This is a genomic window from Pigmentiphaga litoralis (assembly GCF_048632615.1).
In the GTDB taxonomy this organism is placed as follows: Bacteria; Pseudomonadota; Gammaproteobacteria; order Burkholderiales; family Burkholderiaceae_B; genus Pigmentiphaga; species Pigmentiphaga litoralis_B.
This window is the reverse complement of the sequence record NZ_CP184479.1, coordinates 822,371-847,296: the sequence shown is the minus strand read 5'-3', so window position 1 is coordinate 847,296 and position 24,926 is coordinate 822,371. Positions and strand designations below refer to the sequence as shown.

The 24,926-nt window shown below is 61.4% G+C and carries 26 protein-coding genes and 1 pseudogene; 16 read left to right on the top strand and 11 right to left on the bottom strand.

Going from position 1 to position 24,926, the window contains the following annotated elements; all coding sequences use genetic code 11:
* Positions 1-142: 142 nt before the first annotated feature.
* From ACNANG_RS03830 to ACNANG_RS03800, 7 genes are all read right to left on the bottom strand, one after another.
* Positions 143-400: a flagellar protein FliT gene (locus ACNANG_RS03830; RefSeq protein ID WP_420226055.1), complete on the bottom strand. Its 258-nt coding sequence runs from the start codon at positions 398-400 to the stop codon at positions 143-145.
* A 343-nt stretch (positions 401-743) separates the two neighbouring features.
* A complete protein-coding gene (fliS, locus tag ACNANG_RS03825) occupies positions 744-1,151 on the bottom strand; it encodes a flagellar export chaperone FliS (protein WP_420226054.1) in 408 nt (135 codons plus the stop codon).
* 151 nt (positions 1,152-1,302) lie between these two features.
* The gene (fliD, locus tag ACNANG_RS03820; RefSeq protein ID WP_420226053.1) at positions 1,303-2,778 is read right to left on the bottom strand and encodes a flagellar filament capping protein FliD; all 1,476 of its coding nucleotides are present in this window, start codon (positions 2,776-2,778) and stop codon (positions 1,303-1,305) included.
* Positions 2,779-2,815: 37 nt separating this feature from the next.
* Positions 2,816-3,178, bottom strand: a complete 363-nt coding sequence (locus ACNANG_RS03815) for a flagellar protein FlaG (RefSeq protein ID WP_420226052.1) — start codon at positions 3,176-3,178, stop codon at positions 2,816-2,818.
* A gap of 300 nt (positions 3,179-3,478) precedes the next feature.
* Positions 3,479-5,104, bottom strand: coding sequence for a flagellin (locus ACNANG_RS03810; protein WP_420226051.1), 1,626 nt, complete (start codon positions 5,102-5,104; stop codon positions 3,479-3,481).
* 363 nt (positions 5,105-5,467) lie between these two features.
* Positions 5,468-7,006 (bottom strand): flagellin, encoded by a 1,539-nt coding sequence (locus ACNANG_RS03805; protein ID WP_420226050.1) that lies wholly within the window; start codon positions 7,004-7,006, stop codon positions 5,468-5,470.
* A 342-nt stretch (positions 7,007-7,348) separates the two neighbouring features.
* On the bottom strand, positions 7,349-8,509 hold the full coding sequence (locus tag ACNANG_RS03800) for a sensor histidine kinase (protein ID WP_420226049.1): 1,161 nt from the start codon (positions 8,507-8,509) through the stop codon (positions 7,349-7,351).
* Positions 8,510-8,799: 290 nt separating this feature from the next.
* On the opposite strand from ACNANG_RS03800, the gene flhD reads away from it, so the two are divergent.
* The 13 genes from flhD to ACNANG_RS03735 all read left to right on the top strand — a co-directional run bounded on the left by flhD (position 8,800) and on the right by ACNANG_RS03735 (position 21,666).
* Complete coding sequence (gene flhD / locus ACNANG_RS03795; protein ID WP_179590768.1) at positions 8,800-9,108, top strand: flagellar transcriptional regulator FlhD; 309 nt, start codon at positions 8,800-8,802, stop codon at positions 9,106-9,108.
* A gap of 64 nt (positions 9,109-9,172) precedes the next feature.
* Positions 9,173-9,730, top strand: coding sequence for a flagellar transcriptional regulator FlhC (flhC, locus tag ACNANG_RS03790; RefSeq protein ID WP_420226048.1), 558 nt, complete (start codon positions 9,173-9,175; stop codon positions 9,728-9,730).
* A 114-nt stretch (positions 9,731-9,844) separates the two neighbouring features.
* The gene (motA, locus tag ACNANG_RS03785) at positions 9,845-10,705 is read left to right on the top strand and encodes a flagellar motor stator protein MotA (protein WP_420226047.1); all 861 of its coding nucleotides are present in this window, start codon (positions 9,845-9,847) and stop codon (positions 10,703-10,705) included.
* Between the two features lie 30 nt (positions 10,706-10,735).
* Positions 10,736-11,650, top strand: coding sequence for a flagellar motor protein MotB (motB, locus tag ACNANG_RS03780; RefSeq protein WP_420226046.1), 915 nt, complete (start codon positions 10,736-10,738; stop codon positions 11,648-11,650).
* 43 nt (positions 11,651-11,693) lie between these two features.
* Positions 11,694-12,656 (top strand): chemotaxis protein, encoded by a 963-nt coding sequence (locus tag ACNANG_RS03775; RefSeq protein WP_179590048.1) that lies wholly within the window; start codon positions 11,694-11,696, stop codon positions 12,654-12,656.
* The gene (gene cheY / locus ACNANG_RS03770; RefSeq protein WP_179590046.1) at positions 12,646-13,041 is read left to right on the top strand and encodes a chemotaxis response regulator CheY; all 396 of its coding nucleotides are present in this window, start codon (positions 12,646-12,648) and stop codon (positions 13,039-13,041) included. The genes ACNANG_RS03775 and cheY overlap by 11 nt, the downstream gene beginning before the upstream one ends.
* The gene (cheZ, locus tag ACNANG_RS03765) at positions 13,041-13,859 is read left to right on the top strand and encodes a protein phosphatase CheZ (protein WP_420226045.1); all 819 of its coding nucleotides are present in this window, start codon (positions 13,041-13,043) and stop codon (positions 13,857-13,859) included. The genes cheY and cheZ overlap by 1 nt, the downstream gene beginning before the upstream one ends.
* A complete protein-coding gene (locus ACNANG_RS03760) occupies positions 13,856-15,736 on the top strand; it encodes a chemotaxis protein CheA (RefSeq protein ID WP_420226044.1) in 1,881 nt (626 codons plus the stop codon). The genes cheZ and ACNANG_RS03760 overlap by 4 nt, the downstream gene beginning before the upstream one ends.
* A 225-nt stretch (positions 15,737-15,961) precedes the next feature.
* Positions 15,962-17,134, top strand: a complete 1,173-nt coding sequence (gene flhB, locus ACNANG_RS03755; RefSeq protein ID WP_420226043.1) for a flagellar biosynthesis protein FlhB — start codon at positions 15,962-15,964, stop codon at positions 17,132-17,134.
* Positions 17,131-19,218 (top strand): flagellar biosynthesis protein FlhA, encoded by a 2,088-nt coding sequence (gene flhA / locus ACNANG_RS03750; RefSeq protein ID WP_420226042.1) that lies wholly within the window; start codon positions 17,131-17,133, stop codon positions 19,216-19,218. The genes flhB and flhA overlap by 4 nt, the downstream gene beginning before the upstream one ends.
* Positions 19,219-19,268: 50 nt before the next feature.
* Complete coding sequence (flhF, locus tag ACNANG_RS03745) at positions 19,269-20,687, top strand: flagellar biosynthesis protein FlhF (RefSeq protein ID WP_420226041.1); 1,419 nt, start codon at positions 19,269-19,271, stop codon at positions 20,685-20,687.
* Positions 20,671-20,895 (top strand): hypothetical protein, encoded by a 225-nt coding sequence (locus ACNANG_RS03740; protein ID WP_420226040.1) that lies wholly within the window; start codon positions 20,671-20,673, stop codon positions 20,893-20,895. The genes flhF and ACNANG_RS03740 overlap by 17 nt, the downstream gene beginning before the upstream one ends.
* 51 nt (positions 20,896-20,946) lie before the next feature.
* A complete protein-coding gene (locus tag ACNANG_RS03735; RefSeq protein WP_420226039.1) occupies positions 20,947-21,666 on the top strand; it encodes an RNA polymerase sigma factor FliA in 720 nt (239 codons plus the stop codon).
* 111 nt (positions 21,667-21,777) lie between these two features.
* Here ACNANG_RS03735 and ACNANG_RS03730 read toward each other — a convergent pair whose 3' ends face one another.
* From ACNANG_RS03730 to ACNANG_RS03715, 4 genes and pseudogenes are all read right to left on the bottom strand, one after another.
* Positions 21,778-22,149 (bottom strand): hypothetical protein, encoded by a 372-nt coding sequence (locus ACNANG_RS03730; protein ID WP_420226038.1) that lies wholly within the window; start codon positions 22,147-22,149, stop codon positions 21,778-21,780.
* A complete protein-coding gene (gene flgM / locus ACNANG_RS03725) occupies positions 22,146-22,433 on the bottom strand; it encodes a flagellar biosynthesis anti-sigma factor FlgM (protein WP_420226037.1) in 288 nt (95 codons plus the stop codon). The genes ACNANG_RS03730 and flgM overlap by 4 nt, the downstream gene beginning before the upstream one ends.
* 112 nt (positions 22,434-22,545) lie before the next feature.
* Complete coding sequence (locus tag ACNANG_RS03720; protein WP_420226036.1) at positions 22,546-22,722, bottom strand: flagella basal body P-ring formation protein FlgA; 177 nt, start codon at positions 22,720-22,722, stop codon at positions 22,546-22,548.
* Between the two features lie 269 nt (positions 22,723-22,991).
* A pseudogene (locus ACNANG_RS03715) lies at positions 22,992-23,138 on the bottom strand (flagellar biosynthesis protein FlgA); the annotation flags it as partial.
* A 273-nt stretch (positions 23,139-23,411) separates the two neighbouring features.
* Between ACNANG_RS03715 and flgB the strand changes: the two are divergent.
* The 3 genes from flgB to ACNANG_RS03700 are packed head-to-tail and all read left to right on the top strand — an operon-like array spanning position 23,412 to position 24,922.
* Positions 23,412-23,828: a flagellar basal body rod protein FlgB gene (gene flgB / locus ACNANG_RS03710; RefSeq protein ID WP_420226035.1), complete on the top strand. Its 417-nt coding sequence runs from the start codon at positions 23,412-23,414 to the stop codon at positions 23,826-23,828.
* Between the two features lie 11 nt (positions 23,829-23,839).
* Positions 23,840-24,250: a flagellar basal body rod protein FlgC gene (gene flgC, locus ACNANG_RS03705; RefSeq protein WP_420226034.1), complete on the top strand. Its 411-nt coding sequence runs from the start codon at positions 23,840-23,842 to the stop codon at positions 24,248-24,250.
* A gap of 9 nt (positions 24,251-24,259) precedes the next feature.
* Positions 24,260-24,922, top strand: coding sequence for a flagellar hook assembly protein FlgD (locus ACNANG_RS03700; protein ID WP_420226033.1), 663 nt, complete (start codon positions 24,260-24,262; stop codon positions 24,920-24,922).
* The last annotated feature ends 4 nt before the right edge of the window (positions 24,923-24,926 follow it).

The following is a 24,926-nucleotide window of genomic DNA, read 5'->3' as shown; positions in this document are numbered from 1 at the left end:
CTCTCGCGCGTCCTCGCGATACCGTTCCCATGACTGGACCGACGCAACGGGAGTGACCGGCCGCGCATTGCGCGCGTCAGTTACCACGGTCTGTTCGCGAAACGTCGCGCCATTGGCAGCCTGTCAGGAAAGGGAAAACGGATCAACGAAAGGAATGCGTGCGCATCCGTCCGTGCGCAGGTCTGAGGATTCTATCGAGTTCTGCCAGGCGCGGTTGTGCCAATCCGCGAATGGCTGCGTCGTCCGCCAGCACTTTGCGCACCAGCCGCATGCATTCAAGCCGCTCGGCTTCATCGATCGGCACAAGATTCGCATGCTTGAGAAAGTCGATGAGTTGCCCGCAGGATTGCTCGCCTGCCGTCACGGCGTCCCAGTCGCCCCGTTCGGCTGCGTCCAGCATGGCTGAGCTGATTTCGGCAAATTTTTCGTAGACGGACTGGAGGGTAGTCTCGGCGCCCCTTGATGGGGCTTGGGGCGCTGCGGCGTGCACTGCGAGGTTGGGCGACATAGAGGACCTGGAAAAGGACCATGAGAGGCGAGCGAGCGCCAAATTGGCAGAGCGCGAGCCGGGACAAAGGGCAAGAAACCGAAAGTTCTGGAATGGTGCTGGCAGATCACTGGAATCGACGTTTGTCGCCAGTCAGTGAGCGACTGTTTGGAATCGTCCTGAACGAAAACAAGCTACGTATTTCCGCGTAAGGAGCGACGCGAGAACGACTTCCGCGCGACAGCGAATCGGGGACTTACGATCCGGCGTGAGCGCCGGGTTCAATCGCCACCCAGCTGCTGCGCAAACCGTCGATCATGTCTGCAATTTCTTCCAGAGGAACCACGTCGTTGTCGGTGCTGCCCTGCAGGATGCGTCGACACATGTAGTCGTACAGGCGATCCAGTTGAAGGGCGAGATCGCCGCCGGCCTTGTGGTCCAGGCTGGCGCGCAGGCCTTCATCGATGATGCGTGCCGCGCGCGATACGGCTTTGGCGCGACCGATAGAGTCCTGGGCCGTAATGCAGCCTATGGCCCGCCGCAGCGACTCCAGCGCCCCGTCGTACAGCATCAGAATCAATTCGTGCGGCGTGGATACCGATACCCCGGTTTCGACCCCGACGCTGGCATAGGCCCGCGCGCCAAAATTTGCGAATCCAGACAAAGTGTTCTCCTGCGCGCGGATGCCTGTCGAGATTGGATGAGCCGACCCTTGCACCACATCGCGTTACAAGGGTATTAACGGCTGGACACAAATATCCTAAAGGCTGAAATGAGGGGATTAATCCTGTCGCTTCCGCGTTTTGTGCCCTTGATCAGGAGCTTCGCAGGTTGGAGAGACTTTCCAGGTCTTTCGTCAGGCGCGTTTGCATTTCCATCATTTTGGTGACCAGCGTATCAAGACGGCTGAATTCCGTTCGATACCCGGTTTCGATGACTTGCAGTCTTGCCGCCAAATCCACTTGTTGTTTCTGCAACAGCTTTGTCGTTGCACCCAGGCCGTCGACGCGTGTCTGGATGGACCCATTCGTATCGACCATTGCGTTGATTGCGTCCACGAAACGCTTGGACAGGCCCACGGAACCCGCGCCATTGGGTTCATCGGCGAACAGGTTCGCAATGCCTGTGGGATCGGCGGTGTTGGCCTTGTCGAAGACGGCAGTGTCGAACTTCAGCGTGCCATCTTTCTGGAAGGAAATGCCCAGCGAGGCGAATGACGTTGTCGAGCCCTTTGCGCCAGCAAGGGGCGAAAAGATCTGGTCCCGCATCTTGGCAGTGACGTCGCGAACGATACTGTCCCCGGCCAGGGGCCCATTCGAGGTCGACGCGGTACCCGCCGTGGCGCTGGGCGTGTTGCGGGAAAGCTGCTTGGAAGTCGTAAGGAACGAGTTGTATGCCGTCACCAGGCTTTGCAGTGCAGACTTGGTGCTGTCCGGGTCCTGGGACACGGTAACCTGGGTCTTCCCGACTTTTGTCAGGGTGATCGTCAGGCCGTCCATGGCATCGGTGATAAGGTTGTCGGGCTTGGTGACGGCCAGTCCGTCAACAAGGATTTTTGCGTCCTTGGCTGCCTGCAACCTGACCATACCCGGGGCCGTGCTATCCGGCGAATGGGCCGGGGCGGTGCTCGGGTCGTAATTGAACATGGACAAGGACGCTTCACCTGGCGCGCTGCCGGTGGACACGCCTTCCATCTTGAAAGCCTTTTCGACACCCGTGCGGCTGCTGCTGAAGACAAGCCGGGATCCATTGCCGTCATTGACCAGACTTGCGGTAACGCCGATGCCCGCCTTGTTGACCGCATCACGCAAGCCCGACAAGGTGTTGTTTTCCGACGTGATCGTGACGCTTTGGGTAGGCAGATCCGCATCAGCGGCGAACGCGCCGTCTTTGACACTGCCGAACGTGAACGAAACCTGGCCGGTGCCAATCTTGGAATCGCCGGACGCGAGCGATGCGCTCAGCGCTTTTTCTTGCTGAGCCAGTTGAACGACTTCCAGCGACATCGTGCCCTTGGCCGCCTTGCTGGAGGCCGTCACCGTTGCAAAGTCCTTTTCGGACAGTGCGACCTTGCCTGTATTGAGGTTGGTGTCGGTCAGCTTGAGCAGGGCTTCTCGTACTGAGGTCAGGCTGCCGCTGAGTTGCCCCAACGCCGACACTTTCGAGGTTGTCTCAGCCTCCTTGGCCTGCAGCTTGGTGAGTGGCTTGACCTCGGTCGCCATCAGCTGTGTGACGAGCGACTCCAAGGGAAGGCCTGAGCCCAGCCCAAGTTGGGTGCCTGCGGTTGCCATGCTGTCCTCCTTTGCGAATCCAAAACCGACCGCTGACCTATGCCTTGCCCTGGAGCAACAGCCCCTTGAGCTTGTCGAGCGAGCGGCTTAGCTCCAGTGCTTCAACAGACGGGATCTGACGAATCACGTCTTGCGTGGTCGTGTCGACGATTTTCACGACGACGGTGCCATTGTCTTCGTCGATCGAAAACAATAGGTTGTTCTCCGCCATTGGAATGTACCGATTGAACGTGTCAACCGCATCCTGCAGCTTGCCCACAGCGGGCACCTGAGACGTCACCGGCAGCGCGAGATCACGTGCGGCGTGATCTGCCTGGGGCACGACAAGGTCGACTGCGGCGGGCTTGGCGGCGGCGCCAACACGGTGATCGAGAGGGTATCCAACAGGATTGATGCTCATAATTGCTCCGGTGCGGCGTTGTCGCGTCGGGCCTGTGTGAGATAGCCCCATCGTCGTTCTAGCTTGTTTAACGGCTTGCCGGCAGGAATCTTGAGCAGGGCACGCACTACTCCGCATGCCGGCAGGCGGCCAATGCGGCGTAAGCGCTGCTGGCCCTTGCGTGTCCTTCACGGCCGGGTGGACCAGGGGCGCAGTCAGGACCTTGGCCCAACCAGCACGGCCCACATGTTGCCAGGTAGGCCGTCATGTCAGCACTGACCGGGACCGTTGCGTGCGCGGTCCGGTCAGGTCGCTTCCGAATCAACCGCGCAGGAGCGTCAGCACGTTGTTCGGCAGCGAGTTGGCTTGGGTCAGCATCGCGGTACCGGCTTGCGACAGGATCTGCGCGCGGGTCAGCGACGCGGTTTCTGCAGCAAAGTCGGTGTCCTGGATCCGGCTGCGCGACGCAGACAAGTTCTCGGACGTCGTTTCCAGGCTCGACACCACCGAACTGAAGCGGTTCTGGATCGCGCCCAGGTCAGCGCGGGCTTCGTTCACACTCTTGAGCGCGGCGTCCATGGCCTTGATGGCGTTGTCCGCGCCGTCTACGGTCGAAATGTCGAGGTTGGCGAAGCCGGTTTGCTGCGCACCCTTGGCAAAAGCGGTGGCGCCGGCCAGGGTCTTGCTGGTGCCGACCGTGAGGCCCGTCTCGTTAGCCAGGGTCGAGCTCGTCGTGCCGTCGCGCAATTTTGGCAGCGCGGCGGCGCCTAATGTAATTTCAACGTCCTTCTTGTCCGAAGTCAGCTTCAGGCGACCATTGTCAACCGTTGCAGTGACAGTGGTTTCGGCGGTCCTGTTGTTGATGGCGTTTGCCAAGGCGGCCAAACGGGTTGATTCGCTGGTCGTCGCGCCGATGGCTTCGATCGAGACGCCGTTGACCTTAAAGGTGTCGGCGGCCAGAGCCGCGAAGTTCTTCGAGGCTGGCGTGGCCGGCTTGGTGACGATGGTGCCAGCGAAGGTCGACCCCTTCGTCACAAATTCCGTCTTGCCGGTGTTGGCGAAACTCAGGCTTGCGATGTCCGCAGGGGCGGTAGCCGCGGTGCCGTCGGCCTTCAGCGCTTGGACGGTCAGACCCGGGATGCCGGCATCGTTGACCGCCTTGGCGATGTTGGTGAGCAGCGTGCCCTTGGCCAACTGAATTTCGGTTGCGGTAGGAGTGGCCGCTGCCTTTGCTGTGCTGACAGCCGCGACGTCCAATTGCATGCCGTTGACAGTAACGGTGCTGGCAGCGTAGTCCAGGGTAGTCGCCGTTCCTGCCGTGGGCGCAGTGATGTCACCCAACGAGATCAACGATTTGCCGCTGACCGCAGCAACCGCTTCGCCGGCTGCTCCTGTGCCGGCCATGACAGCGCTCGTGTCCTTGCTGGTCCATGAACCCAGCGCGTTCACATTGGCGTTGGCGATACCGTTGATGCTGATGGTCTGGCCCTGGTTGGCGCCGACCTGGAAGGCCTTGCTGGTGAAGCTGCCGTCGATCAGGTTCGTGCCGTTGAACGACGTGTCCTTGGCCACGCGGCCGATTTCGGCGGACAACTGGGCAACTTCCTTCTGCAGCGCGGCGCGGTCATCGGCCGAGTTCGTTGCGTTGGCGGACTGAACCGACAGTTCGCGGATGCGTTGCAGGTTGGTGCCGATCTGTTGCAGCGCGCCTTCGGCCGTCTGGGCCAGCGAGATGCCGTCGTTCGAGTTGCGGACGGCTTGGTTCAGACCCTTGATCTGCGTGGACATACGCTCGGAGATGGCCAGGCCGGCTGCGTCGTCTTTCGCGCTGTTGATGCGCAGGCCGGTCGACAGGCGCTGCAGCGATGTCGTGGTGGCCGATTGCGACGAGTTCAGATTGCGCTGAGCGTTGAGGGAAGCGATGTTGGTGTTGATGACTTGTGCCATGACGTATCTCCCTAAGGGTGTGTCACATTTCAGTTGCGGGACCGATATGCCCGTTTCGTTCACCAGGACTCGTCGCTGCATGTCGCGGCGCGGCCTGGATGAAGGAATTAACGGGTGGCATTTTGAAAACTTGGACGCAGAGCGAGGCCAGTCTTTGAAGTTTTTACGCGGAGTCGCGGAGATCAGCGTTTGGCGCGGATTTTCAAGAAAGCGAATGCACGCTACGCAGTTGGCGGAAAATTCGTCAGACGAACCTCCGATTCGTGCTTTGGCCTGAAAACGACAACGGCCCGCATGTTTCCATGCGGACCGTTGTGGTTTTCACGAACGGTCAAGTACCCCGTTCCAGGAACGCTGTGTGCCTTATCCGCGCAGCAGCGTCAGCACGTTGTTCGGCAGCGAGTTGGCTTGAGCCAGCATTGCCGTACCGGCTTGCGACAGGATCTGCGCGCGGGTCAGCGACGCGGTTTCTGCAGCAAAGTCGGTGTCCTGGATCCGGCTGCGCGAGGCGGACAGGTTTTCGGACGTCGTCTCAAGGCTCGACACCACCGAGCTGAAGCGATTCTGGATTGCGCCCAGGTCGGCGCGAGCTTCGTTGACGCTCTTGAGTGCGGCATCCATGGCCAGGATGGCGTTGTCGGCGCCGTCGACAGTCGAGATGTCGAGGTTTGCGAAGCCAGTCTGCGCTGTGCCCTTGGCGAAAGCGGTCGAACCAGCAAGCGCGGCGCCAGCGGTTGTACCAGCGGTTAGGCCGGTTTCTATCGTCGCAGCAGCCCCGCCCACGACGATGTCGCCTTTAGCTGAAGTCAATTTGAGACGACCCGCATCAACGGTCGCAGTGACATTCGTATCGCCCGACACGTTATTGATCGCGCTAGCGAGCGTAGTCAAGCGCGATGCCGCGTTCGTGGTAGCGCCTATTGGACCAATGTTGGTGCCGTTAATCGTAATACCTCCACCTGCAATTGCTGCAAAGGTCGTCGATGCTGGCGTTGCTGCTTTGGCGGTCAGCGTACCTGCAAAATTATCACCAGTGATCGAAAACTCGCCTTTACCTGAATTGGAAAACGTGAGCACCTCAGATCCAGCAGTTGTCGTGTCAACAGCTGCAGTCAGTCCTGGTATGCCGGCGGCGTTTACTTTGGCGCTGATCTCGGCAAGCATGTCTGCCCGTGCTGTCGCGGCAGTTGTGCCCGAAGTTACGGCATCCAGAGCAATCTCGGTGCCATTCACAGTGATTTTGCTAGCTGCGTAATCGAAGTCTGGCGTAGCCGAAGGTGCAGTAAGGGCGCCGGCTCCGAGAGTAACGCTACCGCTCACGGCTGCGCTAGGCGTACCTACGGGGGCGATACCACCAACGGCTGCGCTCGTGTCCTTGCTGGTCCACGAACCCAGCGCGTTCACGTTGGCGTTGGCGATACCGTTGATGCTGATGGTCTGGCCCTGGTTGGCGCCGACCTGGAAGGCCTTGCTGGTGAAGCTGCCATCGATCAGGCTGGTGCCGTTGAACGAGGTGTCCTTTGCCACACGGCCGATTTCGGAGGAGAGCTGGGCGACTTCCTTCTGCAGCGCGGCGCGGTCATCGGCCGAGTTGGTCGCGTTGGCGGACTGAACCGACAGTTCGCGAATGCGTTGCAGGTTGGTGCCGATCTGCTGCAGCGCGCCTTCGGCGGTCTGGGCCAGCGAGATGCCGTCGTTGGAGTTGCGGACGGCTTGGTTCAGACCCTTGATCTGCGTGGACATACGCTCGGAGATGGCCAGGCCGGCTGCGTCGTCTTTCGCGCTGTTGATGCGCAGGCCGGTCGACAGGCGCTGCAGCGACGTCGTGGTGGCCGATTGCGACGAGTTCAGATTGCGCTGAGCGTTGAGCGAAGCGATGTTGGTATTGATGACTTGTGCCATGACGTATCTCCCTGGAGGTTAGTCATATTTCAGTTTCGGGCGTGTGTGCCCACTTTATGCATCCGTTGCGTGGAAGCACCCACTTAACGATTTGCCCTTGTGGCCTGCGGAACTGCGATGTGGCGCGGCCTGGATGATGCTATTAACGGGGGGACGATTTGAAACTTTAGGCAGCGAGCGTATTTAAACTTTGAAAAAAGGCCTAAAGTTTTTCGAAATCGTGCAGACGCCGGCTGGGCGCGGGTTTCAAGGCGATGAATACGCACGCAAAAAAGACGAACGTGTCGTCAGGCGCGCCACATTGCGTGGCGGCAGCGCGTCAATCAGAGAAAACGTCGCCGGTCAGTCGGGCGTGTCGAGCGTGAAATAAAACGTGGCGCCCAGGCCCGGCGCGCTTTCTGCCCAAACCTGGCCGCCGTGGCGTCCTATCACTCGTTTGACGGTTGCCAGGCCAATTCCGGTGCCCGGGAATTCCGCTTCGCGATGGAAGCGCTGGAATGCGCCAAACATCCGGTCGGCGTGCTTCATGTCGAAGCCGGCGCCGTTGTCCCGGACGAAATACACCGGAAAGGTGCCCCGAACGAAACATCCGAACTGAATTCTGGGATGTTCGACGCGACCCGTGAATTTCCAGGCATTGCTCAATAGGTTGACGAGCGCCGCGCGCATCAGGCCGGGATCGCAATCCGCGTAAGTGGGGTTTGGCAAAACAATTTTTACCTGGCGGGCGGGCTCCTGCTCGGCCAGGCCCTTCAGTATTTCTTCGACCATCTGGGTCAGGTCCACCTGCGCTCGAAGCAGGCCTCCCTGGTTGACCCGGGCCAACTGCAGCAGGTCCCCAATCAGACCATTCATCCGTTCAGCGTTGGACGCAATCTGCTGCACATATTCACTGCCGGTCGGGCCGAGCTGGTCAGCGAAGTTTTCTTGCAGCAGGCTGAGAAACCCACCGATATTGCTGAGGGGCGCCCGCAGGTCATGGGACACCGAATAAGAAAACGCCTCCAATTCTTCATTGGTCACGCTCAACTGCTGGGTGCGCTGCGCAACCCGCTTTTCCAGACCTTCCTGGACGCGGCGCGCGGATTCCTGCTGCTCCATATGCTGAGTCACGTCCTGTGCGTACCCGGCAACTCCCATGGGTTCGCCCGTCTCGTCAAGCAGGCAATTCATGTGGATTTCAAACCACCGTGGCTCGCCTCGCACTGGCCATATCTGTTCAAATCGTTTCGGCGCGCGATTTTCAAGCAACTGCTTATGTCGCAATGCATAAAGTCGGGCGAGGGCAGGAGGCATCACCTCGTCGACGGACCGCCCAATACACTCGTCCGCAGTGCGTCCCACGAGTCTGGCGTACGTATCCGTGACGTAGCTGTAGCGACCTGACGGATCAACGATCCAGGTGGCTGCAGGCATCGATTTGAAGAGGGCTTCAAGCATGCCTTGCTTCATTTCCAGTGGGGCAGAGGATTCAGCCGCAAGCGGCCGGGCGAGTTCCCGCATTGAATTCGTATTAAAATGAAACAAGTGAAACTGATTGTGTCGGATTAATTCCTACACCACCAGCCTAATTAGGTAGACGTAAGGAGTATCCCTCTTCCACTTCATGGGATTGTTGTTCGAGCTGATAATTTGCTCTATGTCCACCGCTCCAGTTTGGATGGTAGCGCAGTGGCGTAAGCCGCAGTACTAGTTGTGATGGACATTTCCATCAAGGGAACACGATGAACGCCAGTTTTGAAATCGCCGATGCCGTCAGCCTCAACGCCAGCGCTGCGCCGGAGTCTTCCGCGATGTCGCGATTGAATGCCGAAATTCGTGATGCCAATCTGACGTATCTGTTGCTTGCACAACAAATGCTGCGCATTGACCGCGCGGAAGCGCTGTTCCGTTTGGGCCTTTCTTCCGAAGTTGGCGACCTCGTCGAATCGCTGACAACCGCCCAACTGATCAAGATCGCGTCAACCACCATGTTGCTCGCCCGATTCCGTTTTGACGACTCCTTGGTGTGGAACCTCCTTGCCACGCCAAAACGCGATGATGCGCCTTCGCGCATGCATGCCGCCATCCTGATGGCGAGCCGTACGGCCGCTGCGGCCTGATTCGCGTCGCCTGTCATGGCGCATGTCAACGCGCCATCTCTCTTCTTGTAAGTCAGGATCTGCCATGACACGGGCTAAAAGCGTCTTGTCCGAAGCTCGCCAGATCGAGATCGCGTGCGAGCTCATCCAGCTCGACGCGCGTCTTCAGGTGCTGGAATCCGAAGTGACGCTGTCGCGAGAGCGTCTTCTTCGCCTGTATCGCGAGATCAAAGGCAAATCGCCGCCAAAAGGCATGCTGCCTTTTTCTACTGACTGGTTCATGACGTGGCAGCCGAATATCCACGCCTCGTTGTTCATGAACATCTACAGGCATCAATGCGGATTGCCCGACCTCACGCCGGTGGAATCGTTGATCCGTGCGTATCGGCTGTATCGCGAGCAGGTGGTCCAGCTTGGCATGCCCGAAGTGTTGTCGATCACCCGAGCGTGGCGCCTCACTCGCTTCTTTGATGCCGGAATGCTAGGCATGACCCGCTGCACGAGTTGCAGCGGCGAATTCGTCACCCACAGTTTCGAACTCGCGCACCAATACGTGTGTGGCCTTTGCCACATGCCTTCCCGGGCCGGCAAGACGCGCCAGTCAGGCACGCTGTCCGACGCGGACATGTCTGTCGAAGCGTAAAGCGACCTTTACGCGAATTTGCGTGTAACGCACTCAAGATTCCTGCCAGCCTGCCGAAAACGGGACTAGGACTTCGCGCAGCTTGTGGCGAGGGATTTTTAGGAGTGCGAGCGCATGCTCGTCATCATTGGCTACATCATCGTTGCGGTGTCGGTACTGGGCGGCTTCGCGCTGCACGGCGGCTCATTGGGCGCGCTGTTCCAGCCCTTCGAACTTCTGATCATCGCGGGTGCGGCCCTTGGCGCGTTCGTGTGCGGCAACTCGGGCAAGGTGGTCAAGGCCACGCTGGCGTCCCTCCCTACCACGCTCCACGGCTCGAAGTTCAGCAAGCAGCGCTACCTCGACCTGCTGGCCCTGCTGTATGAAATCCTGAACCGTGTGCGCCGCGAAGGCCTCATGTCGATCGAAGCCGACGTGGAAGAGCCCGCCAACAGCCCCCTGTTCCAGAAATATCCGACCCTGCTGGCCGATCACCACCTCATCGAATTCGTGACCGACTACCTGCGCCTGATGGTCAGCGGCAATCTGAACCCGCTGGAACTCGAAGCCCTGATGGACCAGGAAATCGACACGCATCACCACGAAGCGTTGATTCCTGCAGGCGCCATCCAGCGCATCGCAGACGGCCTGCCGGCATTCGGGATCGTGGCCGCGGTCATGGGCGTGGTGAACGTGATGGGGTCGGTCGGCGAACCACCTGCCATCCTGGGCGGAAAGATCGGCGCAGCCCTGGTCGGCACTTTTGTCGGCATTCTGCTGGCATACGGTGTCGTGGGGCCGCTGGCCTCGGTCATCGAACAGAAAGCCAGCGAAAGCGGCAAACAATTCGAATGCATCAAGGTGGCCTTGCTGGCCAGCCTGAATGGCTATGCTCCCGCCCTTGCCGTCGAATTCGGACGCAAGGTCCTGTTTTCCACCGAGCGCCCCACTTTCGCCGAACTGGAAGACACCGTCCGAGGTAAGTCGGCCGCCTGACGGCTGCCGACGGATCAAGGAGAGATCGCGATGGCAGCGAAAGAAGGCGTTGCGCCCATCATCATTCGACGCGCTCGGAAGCGCCCGCATGCCGCCCATCACGGCGGCATGTGGAAGATCGCGTACGCCGACTTCGTGACGGCAATGATGGCCTTCTTCCTACTCATGTGGCTGCTTACGACCAGCGCGGAAGCCGACCTGAAAGGCATTGCCACGTACTTCCAGACGCCGATCAAGCTGACGGTGTCGTCGGGCAAGGTGGCGGGTGACCCCGCCACGATCATGAATGCCGGCGGTCGGGACCTGACACGTCCGGTCGGTCACAACCGGACTGCCGACGCCGACCTCGAACGGCGGGAACGGCGCCAGCTTGAATCGTTCAAGACCCAGCTTGAAAGCCTGGTGGCAGGGCAGGCCACCTTGAAGCAGTTCAAGGACCAGATCCTGATGGACATCACCGACGAAGGATTGCGGATCCAGATCGTCGACGAAAAGAACCGTCCCATGTTCGACACCGGCAAAACGGTGCTCAAGGACTACAGCAAGATCATTCTGTCGGAACTGGCGCGCGCGCTGAATGCCGTCCCCAACAAGCTGTCCATTTCCGGTCATACCGATGCCACGGCGTATGCCGGCGGCGACGCAGGCTACAGCAATTGGGAACTGTCAGCGGACCGCGCCAACGCGGCGCGTCGCACCATGCTGTCGGCTGGCATGGATCCGAGCAAGGCATTGCGCGTAGTCGGCCTTTCCGATTCCGTGCCATTCACCGAGGTGGATCCACGTGCGCCGCAGAATCGGCGCATCAGTATCGTTGTGCTGAACAAACGCAGTGAAGAATTCCTCAAGAAAGGCGGGGTTACGGCCGATGTTCCAGCCATCCCCGAAACACTGGAAGTCGAAGGGGCACCCTGGCGCGTCTCCGCGACCACGGACGCACGTTAATCATAGTTAGGCCGGGGCAACCCGGTCGGTTTGGAGGAAGATCATGGGTGCCGGTGACAATCGGTTGATGGATATGGTCGACGAAAAGGCGCGGCTGGCAGGTTCCAACAAAATGGAACTGCTGCTGTTTTCGTTGGGCGGCAATGAAGTATTCGGCATCAACGTGTTCAAGGTTCGCGAAGTGTGCGAAACCATTGCCATCACCAAGACGCCGAACGTCCCACGTGGTGTGGAAGGCATCATCTCGCTGCGCGGCGCGATCCTGCCGGTGATCGATCTGGCAACCGCCATCAACATGCAGATCGATGCCCCACGCACCAAGCTGTTGATCACGGAATTCTCCAGCCACACGCAGGCGTTCCTGGTGGCGGACGTGGACCGCATCGTTCGGGTGGACTGGGAAAAGGTCAAATCGCCCCAGTCGATGCCCACCAGCAACATGACGTTCATGACGGCGCTGACCGAACTGGCCGACGGCAAGCTGGTGTCGATCCTGGATGTGGAACAGATCCTTGCGTCGGTGATCGGCGAAGACAAGATCCCGACCGAAATCCTGCCAGTGGACGCGGACATCAAGTCGAATGTGTTCTTTGCCGACGATTCCGTGCTGGCACGCAAGAAGATCACCGAAGTGCTCGACCGGATGGGGCTACCGCACCAGCATGCCATCAACGGCGCCGAAGCATGGGACAAGCTCAAGGGTATCGCCGCTCGCTGCGACGCCGAAAAGATTCCGCTGGACCTGTCGCTGGGCATGATCCTCGTTGACGCCGAAATGCCTGAAATGGACGGTTATGTCCTGACGCGGCACATCAAGTCCGATTCGCGCTTTGCCGGCATTCCCGTCGTCATGCACTCGTCGCTGTCGTCTGTTGCGAACAAGAAACTGGGTCAACAAGTTGGCGTCGATGCCTACGTGGCCAAGTTCCACCCGACCGAGCTCTCCACTATGATCGCCGCTCAACTCACCCACGTAAAGGCTAGAAAGGGAGCAAATGAAGCCTGACGATCTCAAGTTCCTCATCGTCGACGACTTCTCGACGATGCGGCGAATTGTCCGCAACCTCCTGAAAGAGTTGGGATACAACAACGCCGACGAGGCCGAAGACGGCCAGATCGCGTTGGGTAAGCTGCGCACCGGAATTTTCAATTTCGTGGTCAGCGATATCAACATGCCCAACATGAACGGCTTCGAGCTGCTTCGGGAGATCCGCGCCGATGACAACCTCAAGAAATTGCCTGTCCTGTTGGTGACGGCAGAGGCCAAGAAAGAAGACATCGTCCTCGCAGCGCAAATTGGCGCGAACGGCTACATCGTGAAGCCGTTCACCAAGGCAACGCTCGAAGACAAACTGACAAAAATCGTCCAGAAAATGAACGGGAGCGCGTGATGGCCAACGCCCGCGACAATGAAGACCTCGAAGCGTTGTTCGATCAGATCTCGTCCGAGACCCTTGCACGTATCAACGACGAGAGCGCCCCGTCCGCAGTGGCCACAGTGCCTGCAGCGCCGGTTGCCGACGCAGCGCCGGCTGCCAGGAACGTTGCCAGCAATGCCCCAGTCAGCGCGCACGGCGCCGCAGCCGGGGAACCGGGCGAAGCCGAGCAGGCCGAGTTCTATCAACGCGTGGGCGCGCTGACGCGTCAGTTGCATGACGCGCTGCGCGAGTTGGGGTATCACCAGAAGGTCGAGCAGGCGGTCAATTCGTTGCCTGACACCCGTCAACGCCTGGATTACATCGCCCGCCTGACCGGGCAGGCCGCCGAACGCGCCCTGTCCAATGTCGAGAAGGGCCAGGACATCCAGTCGCGCGTCGAAGCTGATGCATCTGCGCTCGATGCGCAGTGGAACAAGCTGTATGCCCGTACGTTGTCGGTCGACGAATTCAAGCAGGTAGCGGGTGATACGCATGCGTATCTGCGCCGCTCGGCTCAGGATTCGCAGGCCACGCAAGCCTTGCTGACCGACATCATGATGGCGCAGGATTTTCATGACCTGACGGGTCAGGTCATTCAGAAAGTGCTCAAGCTGGCTCAGGACTTCGAAGAAGAGCTGGTCAAGCTGCTGATCGAAAGCACCCCCGCGGACAAGCGTCCGGTCGCCCATAGCGAATGGATGAACGGTCCCGTGGTCGACACATCAGGCCGTGACGATATCGTCACGGATCAGGCCCAGGTCGACGACCTGTTGGAAAGCCTGGGTTTTTGAGCGAGAAGATAGTGTCCGCCTTTGCCGAAATGCAGGATTTGCTGTCAGATTTCCTGACGGAAGCGTCCGATCTGCTCGATGACGTCGATATCGGTCTGCTCGACCTCGAGCAGCGCCCCCATGACACGGGGTTGCTGAACCAGGTCTTCCGCGGATTCCATACCGTCAAGGGTGGCGCCGGCTTCCTTGACGCGACGCCGCTGGTTGAACTGTGTCATCGCGGTGAAAACCTGCTCGACCTGCTGCGTAGCCACGTGCTTGTGATCACACCCGAGATCATGGATCTGATTCTGGCAGCCACGGGCGAAGTCCGCCGCATGTTCAGCGAGATGGAACGGGGCACCATGCCCGAACCGGCGCCGCAAGCCCTGTTGCTGGCACTTGAAGCGGCTGCGCGCGGCGAGACGGTCGACACCACCGCGCTGCGGGGCATCGTGGCTGAAAGCATCGAGCCGCACATGGCGCCGGTCATGGCACTGGATAACGACGAGCCAGACTGGCTTGGCTACTACCGGGTCGCCTTTGGCGAACCTCCAGGGGTGGCAGGGCAGAAGGACGGACCAGGGCCTGATACCGCATCGGGCTCCGCGCCGGCGCAGGCGGGTGTACAGGCCGTACCAGGTTTGCCGGCCGGCGTCGCCACCGCCAAGCAACCGGCCAAGCCTTACCGCGCCGACATGCTTGCGCCGCCGGCGGCAACGGCCGTTGCAAAGGATTCGACCATTCGTGTCGATACTGCGCGTTTCGACCAGATTTTGAATCTGTCGGGCGAAATCGGCCTGACCAAGAACCGGTTGAGCTGTCTGCGTGACGCCCTTGTGGCCAATCGCGCCGACGACGACATCACCGAAACGCTGGACGTCGTCTTCAGCCAGCTGGATACGCTGGTTTCCGATCTGCAGTCGGCGGTCATGATGGCCCGGATGCAACCGGTCGGGCGCGTCTTCCAGAAGTATTCACGCCTGGCTCGCGACCTGGCGCGGCAACTCGAAAAAGACGTGGAACTGGTCATCACCGGTGGTGAGACCGAGGTCGACAAGACCATCCTCGATGAACTGAACGATCCGCTGGTTCACCTGATCCGCAATGCCGTCGACCATGGCATCGAAACGATGGTGGAACGTCGCTCGGTCGGAAAGTCGCCACGCGGCAAGTTGCACCTGTCCGCCCGGCAGACCGGCGACTCGATCGTGATCGAAGTGTCGGACGACGGGCGCGGGATGGACCCGGAACACATCCGTCGCAAAGCGGTCGAAAAGGGCGTCATCAGCGCCGAGGAAGCGGCGCTGCTCGATCACTCGCAGTGCCTGAAGCTGATCTTCCTGCCGGGGTTTTCCACCCGCGCCGAGGTCAGCGATCTGTCGGGCCGCGGCGTCGGGATGGACGTCGTCAAGACCAACATTGAAAAGCTCAAAGGCCAGATCGATCTTCAGTCGTCGCCTGGCATGGGCTCGCATATCGTTGTGTCGCTGCCGCTCACCCTGGCCATCCTGCCGGTCCTGATGCTCAAGCTGGTTGATCAGCCGTATGCCATCCCGCTGTCCGCCGTGCGGGAAATCATCCCGCTGCGGCAGGAAGAGATGCACAACGTCGGAAATGCGCAGGCGATGACGATCCGTGGCGAAGTGCTGCCCGTGATCGACCTTGCGGTGCTGCTGGGCCGTGCCCGCAAGGCGCCGCCTACATTGGCTGTCGTGCTGGCCTATGGCGATCGGCAACTGGTTCTTGGCGTCGATGGCTTCATCGGGCAGGACGAGGTCATGATCAAACCTTTGGAAGGCATTCATCCCAAGGGTGTCGCCGGCGCAACGCTTTCTGGCGACGGCACGCTCGTGCTCGTGCTCGAAATGAAGCAACTTCTGGACGGACTGTTCTGACATCACCCTGCGCCGGACCGCGCTCTGCAAGGGCGCGGGGCCGGTCGCCGTTCTTCCCGGGGGCCTTATCCATTCGGCTCATTGGATAAGCCCCGGTTTCCGCTGTCTGTTCATCGTTTTGCCTGTTACGCGTAACGGAAATAATGGGTTACGTATTGAAGGATTAATCCCGCGTTTCTCGTGTCGCGGCTTCCTTCATGCCGTTATCAGGCATTCCGGAACACCGTGTCAGACAGCAACGAAAGCGACAACGAAAAGCCCCTAGCCCCCTCCCAACGGCGGCTGGATCAGGCACGTAAAAACGGCCAGGTCGTTCGTTCACGCGATCTGTCCGGCGCGCTGTCCACGTTCGCTTGTGTCTGCGCGGTCGCCATTGCAGGCGGCCACATCTCCGAGCAGGCCATGGGCTGGATGAAATCGTCATTCATCACCGCGGCCAGCATGGCGTCCACGACGCGCGATGATGCCGTCCTCGTCAATGCCGTGTATGACCTGATCGGCGCGGGACTGCTGGCGACGGCCCCCGTCATGGCCGCGGGCATGCTTGCCGGCGTTGTCGGGTCCGTGGCGCTGGGCGGCTTTCTGCTGTCTGGCAAGGCGCTCACGCCCGACTTTTCCCGCTTGTCGCCCCTCAAAGGGCTTGCACGCATCTTTTCCATGGCCGGGCTGGGCGAACTCGGCAAGTCCATCCTCAAGGTCGTCGTGCTTGGCGGTATTGCTGGCGCGCTGGTGTGGCAGGGCGTACAGGAATGGCTTGTTCTGATGCTGCCGTCGCAGCCCGAAGCGCTGTTCACGCTCGGAAATCTGTTGTCCGGCCATTCGCTGGCCATGGCCGGCGCGCTGTTCATCATTGCGGCCGCCGACGTGCCGCTGCAATGGTGGAAACATCACAAGCAGCTGCGCATGACGCTGGAAGAAGCCAAGCAGGAAAACAAGGAATCGGAAGGTGATCCGCAGGTCAAGGGCAAGATACGCCAGCTCCAGCGGGAACGTGCGCGCGCACGCATGATGCAAGCCGTGCCGACTGCCGATGTCGTGGTGACCAACCCGACCCATTACGCGGTCGCGCTCAAGTACGACGATCGCCGCATGGGCGCCCCGCGCGTCGTTGCCAAGGGAACCGACGAAGTGGCCGCACGCATCCGCGAGATCGCCGCCCAGCACCGGGTGCTTCGTGTTGAAAGCCCTCAGCTGGCCCGGGCCCTGCACAAATACGCCGACATCGAGCAGGAAGTGCCCACCGCACTGTACCGCGCCGTCGCGCAGGTGCTGGCTTACGTGTACCAGGTCCGTGACCACGTGCGCGGTCCGATGCCCGAACTGCAGCCCGTCGAAGTGCCTGAAGGCTGGGATCCGCTGGACGGTCACACGCCGGTTGACCTGCGGAGCCGTCGATGAACGCGCGCTCGATCAAGGTAGGCGGCCTGGTATTCAGCACCGCCCAGCTGCGCGAAATGGGCATGCCAGCGTTCATCCTGCTGGTGCTCGGGATGATGCTGCTTCCGCTTCCGCCCTGGATGCTGGACTTGCTGTTCACCTTCAATATCGCCATTTCGCTGTTGGTGCTGCTGGTGTCGACATACACCAAGCGCCCGCTCGACTTCGCGGTGTTCCCGACCGTCATTCTGGTGACGACCCTGCTGCGCCTGTCGCTCAACGTGGCCTCGACCCGTGTCGTACTGTTGCACGGGCACACCGGACCCGACGCCGCCGGTAAGGTGATCGAGGCTTTCGCCACCTTCTTGGTCGGCGGCAATTTTGCCGTTGGCGTCGTTGTATTCCTGGTTCTGGTGATCATCAACTTCGTGGTGGTGACCAAGGGAGCGGGCCGGATCGCCGAAGTGTCGGCCCGATTCACGCTGGATGCCATGCCGGGCAAACAGATGGCCATCGATGCCGATCTGAACGCCGGGCTGATCAACGAAGCTACAGCGCGCCAGCGCCGGTCCGACGTATCGCGGGAAGCCGACTTCTATGGCGCCATGGATGGTGCGTCCAAGTTCGTGCGCGGCGATGCCATCGCCGGGATCATGATCCTGTTCGTCAACATCATCGGCGGCCTGCTGATCGGCGTGACACAGCATGACCTGAGCTTCTCGGAGGCGGGCCGCAACTACGTGCTGCTGTCCATTGGTGACGGCCTGGTCGCCCAGGTCCCGGCGCTGCTGGTATCGATTGCCGCCGGCCTGATCGTTTCGCGAGTGGGTGAAGGCGAGGACATCGGCACCGAAGTGGGCCGGCAGTTGCTGGGCACGCCGCAGGCCTTGGCGCTGTCCGCCGGGATCATCGGCATGCTTGGGCTGATTCCAGGCATGCCCAATCTCGCCTTCCTTCTGCTCGCCGGATGCATGGGGGCACTGGCCTGGAAGCTGGCGCGCGCGCGTGCTGACGCCAAGGCTGCCGCCGTCGCGCCTGCTGTGCCGAACGAGCCGGCCGAGGCGCAGGAAGCCAGCTGGGATGACGTCAGTCACGTGGATACCGTGGGCTTCGAAGTGGGGTATCGCCTTATACCGCTGGTCGACAAGACAGGCGATGGCGACCTGCTCAAGCGCATCAAGGCATTGCGCAAGAAGTTTGCGCAAGACGTCGGTTTCCTGCCCGCGGCCGTCCACATTCGCGACAACCTGGAACTGCGGCCGGGCGGCTATCGCATCACATTGAAAGGCGTGACGATAGGCGAAGGTGAAGTGCAGACCAACTGTTCTTTGGCCATCAACCCTGGCCGAGTGACACGGGAAGTGCAGGGCACACCCACCCGCGACCCGGCGTTCGGTCTGCCCGCTTTGTGGATCGACGCCACAATCCGCGAACAGGCCCAGGCGGCCGGCTACACGGTGGTCGATGTCAGTACCGTGGTCGCCACGCACCTGTCGCACTTGCTGCACGCCCATGCGGCCGAATTGCTGGGCCGCGGCGAACTGCAGGCGCTGGTCGATCACTTCACGCGCGCCAACCCCAAGATACTGGAAGACCTCGTTCCCAAGCTGATGTCGATGGCCAGCTTGCAGCGGGTGTTGCAATCCCTGCTCGACGAAGGTGTGCACATCCGCGACTTCCGCAGCATTGTCGAAACTCTGTCCGAGCACGCTGTCCGCACGCAGGACCCGGCCGAGCTGACCGGCGCCGTGCGCGTCGCCCTGGGCCGCGCCATTACGCAGGGCATCTTCGGTTCGACCGGCGATGCCGAAGTACTGGCGCTGGATCCTGAACTCGAACGCATCCTGCAGAACACCAGTGTGCGTCCGGGCGAGCTTGGCGCAATCGAACCCATGCTTGCTGAACGCCTGTTGCACGAAGCGTCGGCCGCCGTGGACAAGATGGACGCGCTGGGCAAGCCCGCCGCGCTCCTGGTTCCCGATCGCCTTCGCCTCGGCCTTGCCCGACTGTTTCGCCGTACCGTGCCTCGCCTGAAGATTCTTGCGCATTCCGAAATCCCGGAGTCGCGTCTGATTCGCGTGGCCATGACGCTGGGTGGGCGCTGACCATGACCCGCCGCGTTCGCTCCATCACCGCTGTCGCTGGAAACTGACTCATGACCTTCCGTAAATTCGTTGCTGCCTCGACCCGCGACTGCCTGCGCCTGATGCGCGACGCGCTGGGTCCCGATGCGATGATCGTGTCCACGCGCCGCACGGCGGGCGGGGTGGAAGTGATCGGTACGCGGGGCGAGCCGATGCCGGAAGCGCCCGCACCCGTGGCACCGGCGCAGACACGCATGCCGCAGGCCCCGGCGCACCCGCGCGTGCCGCAGGCCCCGCTGCAGACCCGCGCGCCGCAGTATGAGCCCTCGCCGCTGGCCGCGACGAACTTGTGGGACGCCATGGAAGACGAACCCGTCCGCCTGTCGCCGGCGGCGCGCGTGCTGGCCGAACACGACCGGCCGGAAGGGTACCCGCCCGAGCCGGCCGACTTGCCGCTGGCCCGGTGGCCTCAATTGTCCGAGCGCCAGATCCCGCATGTCGTCCGCTCGGCGCGCAACGAATATGCCAGTCATGCGCAACCGGCGCCAGCCGTCGAAGAGCCACGGGGAATGCCCGCGCACCGTCCGGTCCCGCCGTCGGCGGCCACGCCGTCGGAATCCGAACGCAAGATGCGCGAAAGCATGGGCCTGCCACGCGCAGCGGACCTTCATACCGCCGAAGCCAGTGCGCGTGCCCAGGCATCGGCCACGACGCGCCTGGATGACGGCGATCGCGCCGCCCTGGCTTCCGAAGTGTCGGAACCGATCATGAGTGAAATGCGGTCGATGCGCGGCTGGCTCGAGCATCAGATGGATGCTCTGGCATGGCGCGATTCGACCCAGCGCGATCCGTCGCGCCGCACGTTGTGGCGCAAGATGGTCGATGGCGGCTTCACGCCTGAGCTGGCGCGCACGGTGGTGACCCACCTGCCCGAAGGTTTGACCGAAGACCGTGCGGACGATTGGCTGGCGAATGTGCTCACGCGTAACCTGGCGACAGTCGACCCGATTGACACGATGGTGGAGCGGGGCGGCCGGTTTGCCATCGTCGGCCCGACCGGCGTGGGCAAGACCACCACCACCGCCAAGATCGCGGCGCATTGCGTCGTCAAGTACGGCGCGGCGGCGCTCGGCCTGATCACGACCGACCAGCACCGTATTGGGGCAGTCGACCAATTGCACACGTTCGGCCAGATCCTCGGAGTGGAAGTCTATGCCGCGCGGGGAGCGTCCGATCTGGAAGCAATCCTGGCCGGCATGGGGGACCGTCGTCTCGTGCTGGTCGACACTGCCGGCATGAGCCAACGCGACGACAGCATGACCGATCACCTGCGCGCGCTGAATGTGTCTGGCGTAAAGCGGATCCTGGTCATGCCAGGCGGCACCCATGCCGAGCAGGCCGAAGACATCGTCCAGGCCTACAGTGCAGGCGGCCTTGCCGGGCTGATCATGTCCAAGCTGGACGAGGCGGTTCGTGTGGGGGGGGCTTGATGCGGCCATCCGCCATCGCGTGCAACTGCAATTCGTGACCAACGGACAACGCGTTCCCGATGACCTGCACGTGCCCAACGCGCCGGTACTGGTGCATCGTGCGCTGCGTCCGCGTCATTCGCCGGTGTTCGCACTGAATGCCAATGAGCTTGACTGGGCGTGCATGCCCTCGGCGGCGGGTGCAAGCCTGCACGCCGCGAGTGTTTGATGCCCGGGATGTGTGACGTCGGCCCCGGCCCGATTCTATCTGGTGACACGTATGTATACCCGTGAAGGCGTGCTCGATCGGCAGGACAATATCGAGCAATACATTCCAATGGTCCGCCGCATGGCCCATCATCTGGTCGCGCGCTTGCCTGCCAGTGTGCAGATCGAAGATCTGATGCAGGCCGGCATGATGGGGCTGCTGGATGCCCTGGGCCGGTTCGAAGAAGGCTTGGGCGCCCAGTTCGAAACCTACGCCACTCAGCGGATCAAGGGGTCGATGCTGGACGAATTGCGCCGTGGCGACTGGCTGCCCCGCAGCGTGCGTCAAACGCAGCGCAAGATCGAAGGCGCCATGCAGCGAGCCGAGCACAAATTGGGCCGCGGCGCATCCGATGCTGAAATGGCCGCCGAAATGGAAGTGCCGCTCACGCAGTACCAGGAAATGCTGGCCGACGCTCGCGGCGCGCAATTGTTCTATTACGAAGACATGGACAGCGGCGAGGACAGCGACAACTACCTGGACCGCCACGTCGTCGACCGGACGGCGGATCCGCATCAACACCTGTCCGATCGCCGGTTCCGTGAAGCCATCGTCACAGGCATTGAGCGCTTGCCCGAGCGAGAAAAGCTGGTGATGGGCCTGTATTACGAACAGGAAATGAACTTCAAGGAGATCGCCGTGGTGCTGGGCGTGACCGAGTCGCGCATCTGTCAGTTGCATTCCCAGGCGGTGGCGCGCCTGCGCACCAAGCTCAAGGACTGGGGTCGATAGAAAGATCGCGGCAGGCAGGAAAAAAAGCGCCTTGTGTATCAGGCGCTTTTTTCATGGTGCTCGGTCAGGCATGGCCTGGCGTGGCCCCGGCGTGGCAACCCGGGCCGGCAGCTATCGATACCGGGCGCCCAATCCAAGCTGACCGTTGTTGGCGTAGGACAGGTCTGCGCCGCTGGCTTGCGCGAGGAAGGCCAGACGGCGGGTGGCCGATACGGCCTGAAGATCCGCCAGTTCTGCGCCGACCTTGGAATCCAGCGCGGCAGCTTCAAGACGCACCGTAAAAGCTTCACGGATTTCGCGGGAGCAGTGTTGCAGTTGAACGATCGCCTTGGGCATGGCCTGCTGCAGCGCCAGCGTGGCATCGGCCAGCTTGCGGCTGGCGAGCTGGATGCTTTCCGCGTCGCGCGTATGAACCAGTCCGGTAAGCGTTGCACTTGCCGCGGCGAAGCGGTCAAGGAGCACGGAAAAAGCGTCCAGCGTCATTGACGTCCCAGCGTGTCTCGTTCGATTTCCAGCATTTTGTCGGCAACCGCTTCGGCGTTCACCTGGAACTCGCCGTTCTTGATCGCCGTCTTGATGCGTTCGACATGTTCCAGATTGACCGGAGCTTCTCCGGCGCTGGTGCCGGCAAGGCGGCTCGACAGCTTCGAGAGATGCACCGATTCACTTGTTGCCGTCGATGGCGAGGACGCAGCTTGCATCCGGGCTTCGGTCGGCTCGTTGCGTGTCAGGTTGACTGGCGGCGAACCCTTTTGTGTGATTTTCACGATGTGACTCCGTCCAGGCGTGTCCGGCAAGAGGACTGTATGTCCAGCTGCGGACGATATCTAGCCTTATCGGCCTTTCCTGCCCAAACTTTAGCACCGGCCGAAAACGGAGTTACAGGTTGACCTCGATCTCACGGCCGTCACGCATGGTGCCGGCCACGGTGCGCCCGGATTCCAGCTGCACCCGAGTGGACTGGCCGGGGGTGGCCTGCTGCAGAAGCTTGCCGGCAGCCTTGATGGTAAAGCCAGGCCCAACCAGGACCACTTGCACCGGGTCGCCCGATGCCATGCGGGCGCCGGACTGCAAGGCGTCGGGGGGATAGGCTCACCCGCGCGTGCCTGGCGGACGATACGCGAGCCGGCCAACGCCTTGTCGTCGGTGACGACGCCGCGGGGCCAGGCGGCCATGTTCACGTCGTTATACGTCCAGTCGCCCTGTTGCACGACCGAACCGGGGGCCATGGGCCGGACGAACATGGGAACCGAAACCATCAACGCCACGTCCACCGGCACCCGGACTTGCCAGTTGGGTGTGGTGCATCGCAGGCCGATGTACGTTTTTCCCCACACGCGGGTTCCCGGCGGTAGAAAAACATCGGGTTGGCACGGGGCGCGAGACAACCGATCGTCCAGTACCGATCCCAGCGTGATCTCGATCCGGGCGCCCAGCGCCTGAGCCTGCGCTTCGACCCGCTCGCGCAGCATCTGCTCGGCCTGCGCGGCGATACCGCTTTGGCCGGGCGCGGCATTCACCCCCGTGCCCCACGCCAAGGCGAGGGCGACCAGAAAGAGTAGGGTGCGGGTCATCGGGCGTTCCGGTTCATCGAGGATGAAGCACTCTACCGTCCAGGCCAATTCGCCAAGACGAAAACAGCACTGAAAAACGAGGCTTACTCCGGGTTTAGTCCTCATCCCTACACCGAATAATGGTTACGTCTGGAAAAGTTTCCGCTCTGTCCCACCGATCCTGGAGCCCTCGTGATCAGCCGTCTAAGTGATGAATTGCGCTTCAACGCGCAGTCGCTCGCGTTGCGCGCGCAGCGCCAGGAAGTGTTGTCCGCCAACTTGGCGAATGCCGAAACACCTAACTTCAAGGCACAGGACTTCAATTTCAGCGACGCATTGCAATCGGCCACGGGCGCCGGCAATGGGCCGTCCGCCGCGCCGGTGCAAATGGCCACGACGAATTCCCGCCACTTGAGCGGTGAAGCCAGCGCCGGCATTCCGGTGGCGCTGCAGTACCGAACGCCCACGCAGGCCGCCATCGACGGCAACACGGTCGATCCCGACCTGGAGCGCACTCAGTTCACCGATAACGCGATGCGGTACGACGCGTCGTTGCGCATGCTGAACGGCCAGATTCAGACCCTGCAACGCGCCATCCAGGGCAACTAAGGAAACCGACGATGTCTCTCAACAAGGCGTTCGAAATCGCCGGCTCGGCGCTGACCGCAAACAGCCAGCGCCTGAACACCGTAGCCAGCAACATGGCCAACGCCGAAAGCGTCAGCGGCCCCGACGGCGACGTTTATCGCGCCCGAAAGGTGGTGTTCGAGTCCTATCTCGTGCCAGGCGCCGCCACAGGCGGGCAGGGTGTACGAGTCCGTGAAGTGATGACAGATCCGGCGCCGGCCAAGCGGCTGTACGACCCACAGCATCCCATGGCCGATGGCGAAGGCTATATCAGCATGCCCAACGTCGAGATCGTCGACGAAATGGTGGACATGATCGCTGCGTCGCGGGCTTACCAGACGAACGTGGAAGTCATGAACACCGCCAAGACATTGATGCAAAAAACGCTGTCGCTAGGCAGCTAAGGATCCACCATGGCCGTTTCGAACGTTTCCAACGTCAACAGTACCGATAATCAGTCAACGTCCAGCCTTGCCGCCTCAAGCGCCAAGGAATTGTCCGATCGTTTCCTGACAATGTTGACCGCACAGATGCGCAACCAGGATCCGCTGAATCCGCTGGACAACGCGCAGCTGACCTCGCAAATGGCGCAGATCAGTACCGTCACCGGCATCAGTCAGCTCAACACGACCATGCAATGGCTTGGCTACAGCATGGGGTCGCTCCAGGCAACGCAGGCGACGTCGCTGATCGGCCGCCAGGTGCTGGCCACCGGCAACACGGTCACGCTTGACGAAGGAAAGGGCACCCTTGGCTACACGGTGGCTGCTGACGCGGACAGCGCCAGGCTGCAGGTCTATGACGCGAACAAAAACGTCGTGGCGACCCTTCCGCTTGAGGGCAAGACGGTCGGCACGCACACCTTCGAGTGGGACGGCAAGACTGCCGATGGCAAGACGGTGCCCGATGGCGCGTACACGTTCGACGTTGTGCTGACCCAGGCGGACAAGTCGGCCAAGGCCGCGACGCTGGACGTCAAGGAAGTGGCCGCGGTGCGTCCGTCGTCCAACGGTACGGTCGTGCTCGATTCCAAGGGCGCCTCGATCAACCTGGCTGACGTCTACCAGGTCTGGTAATCCA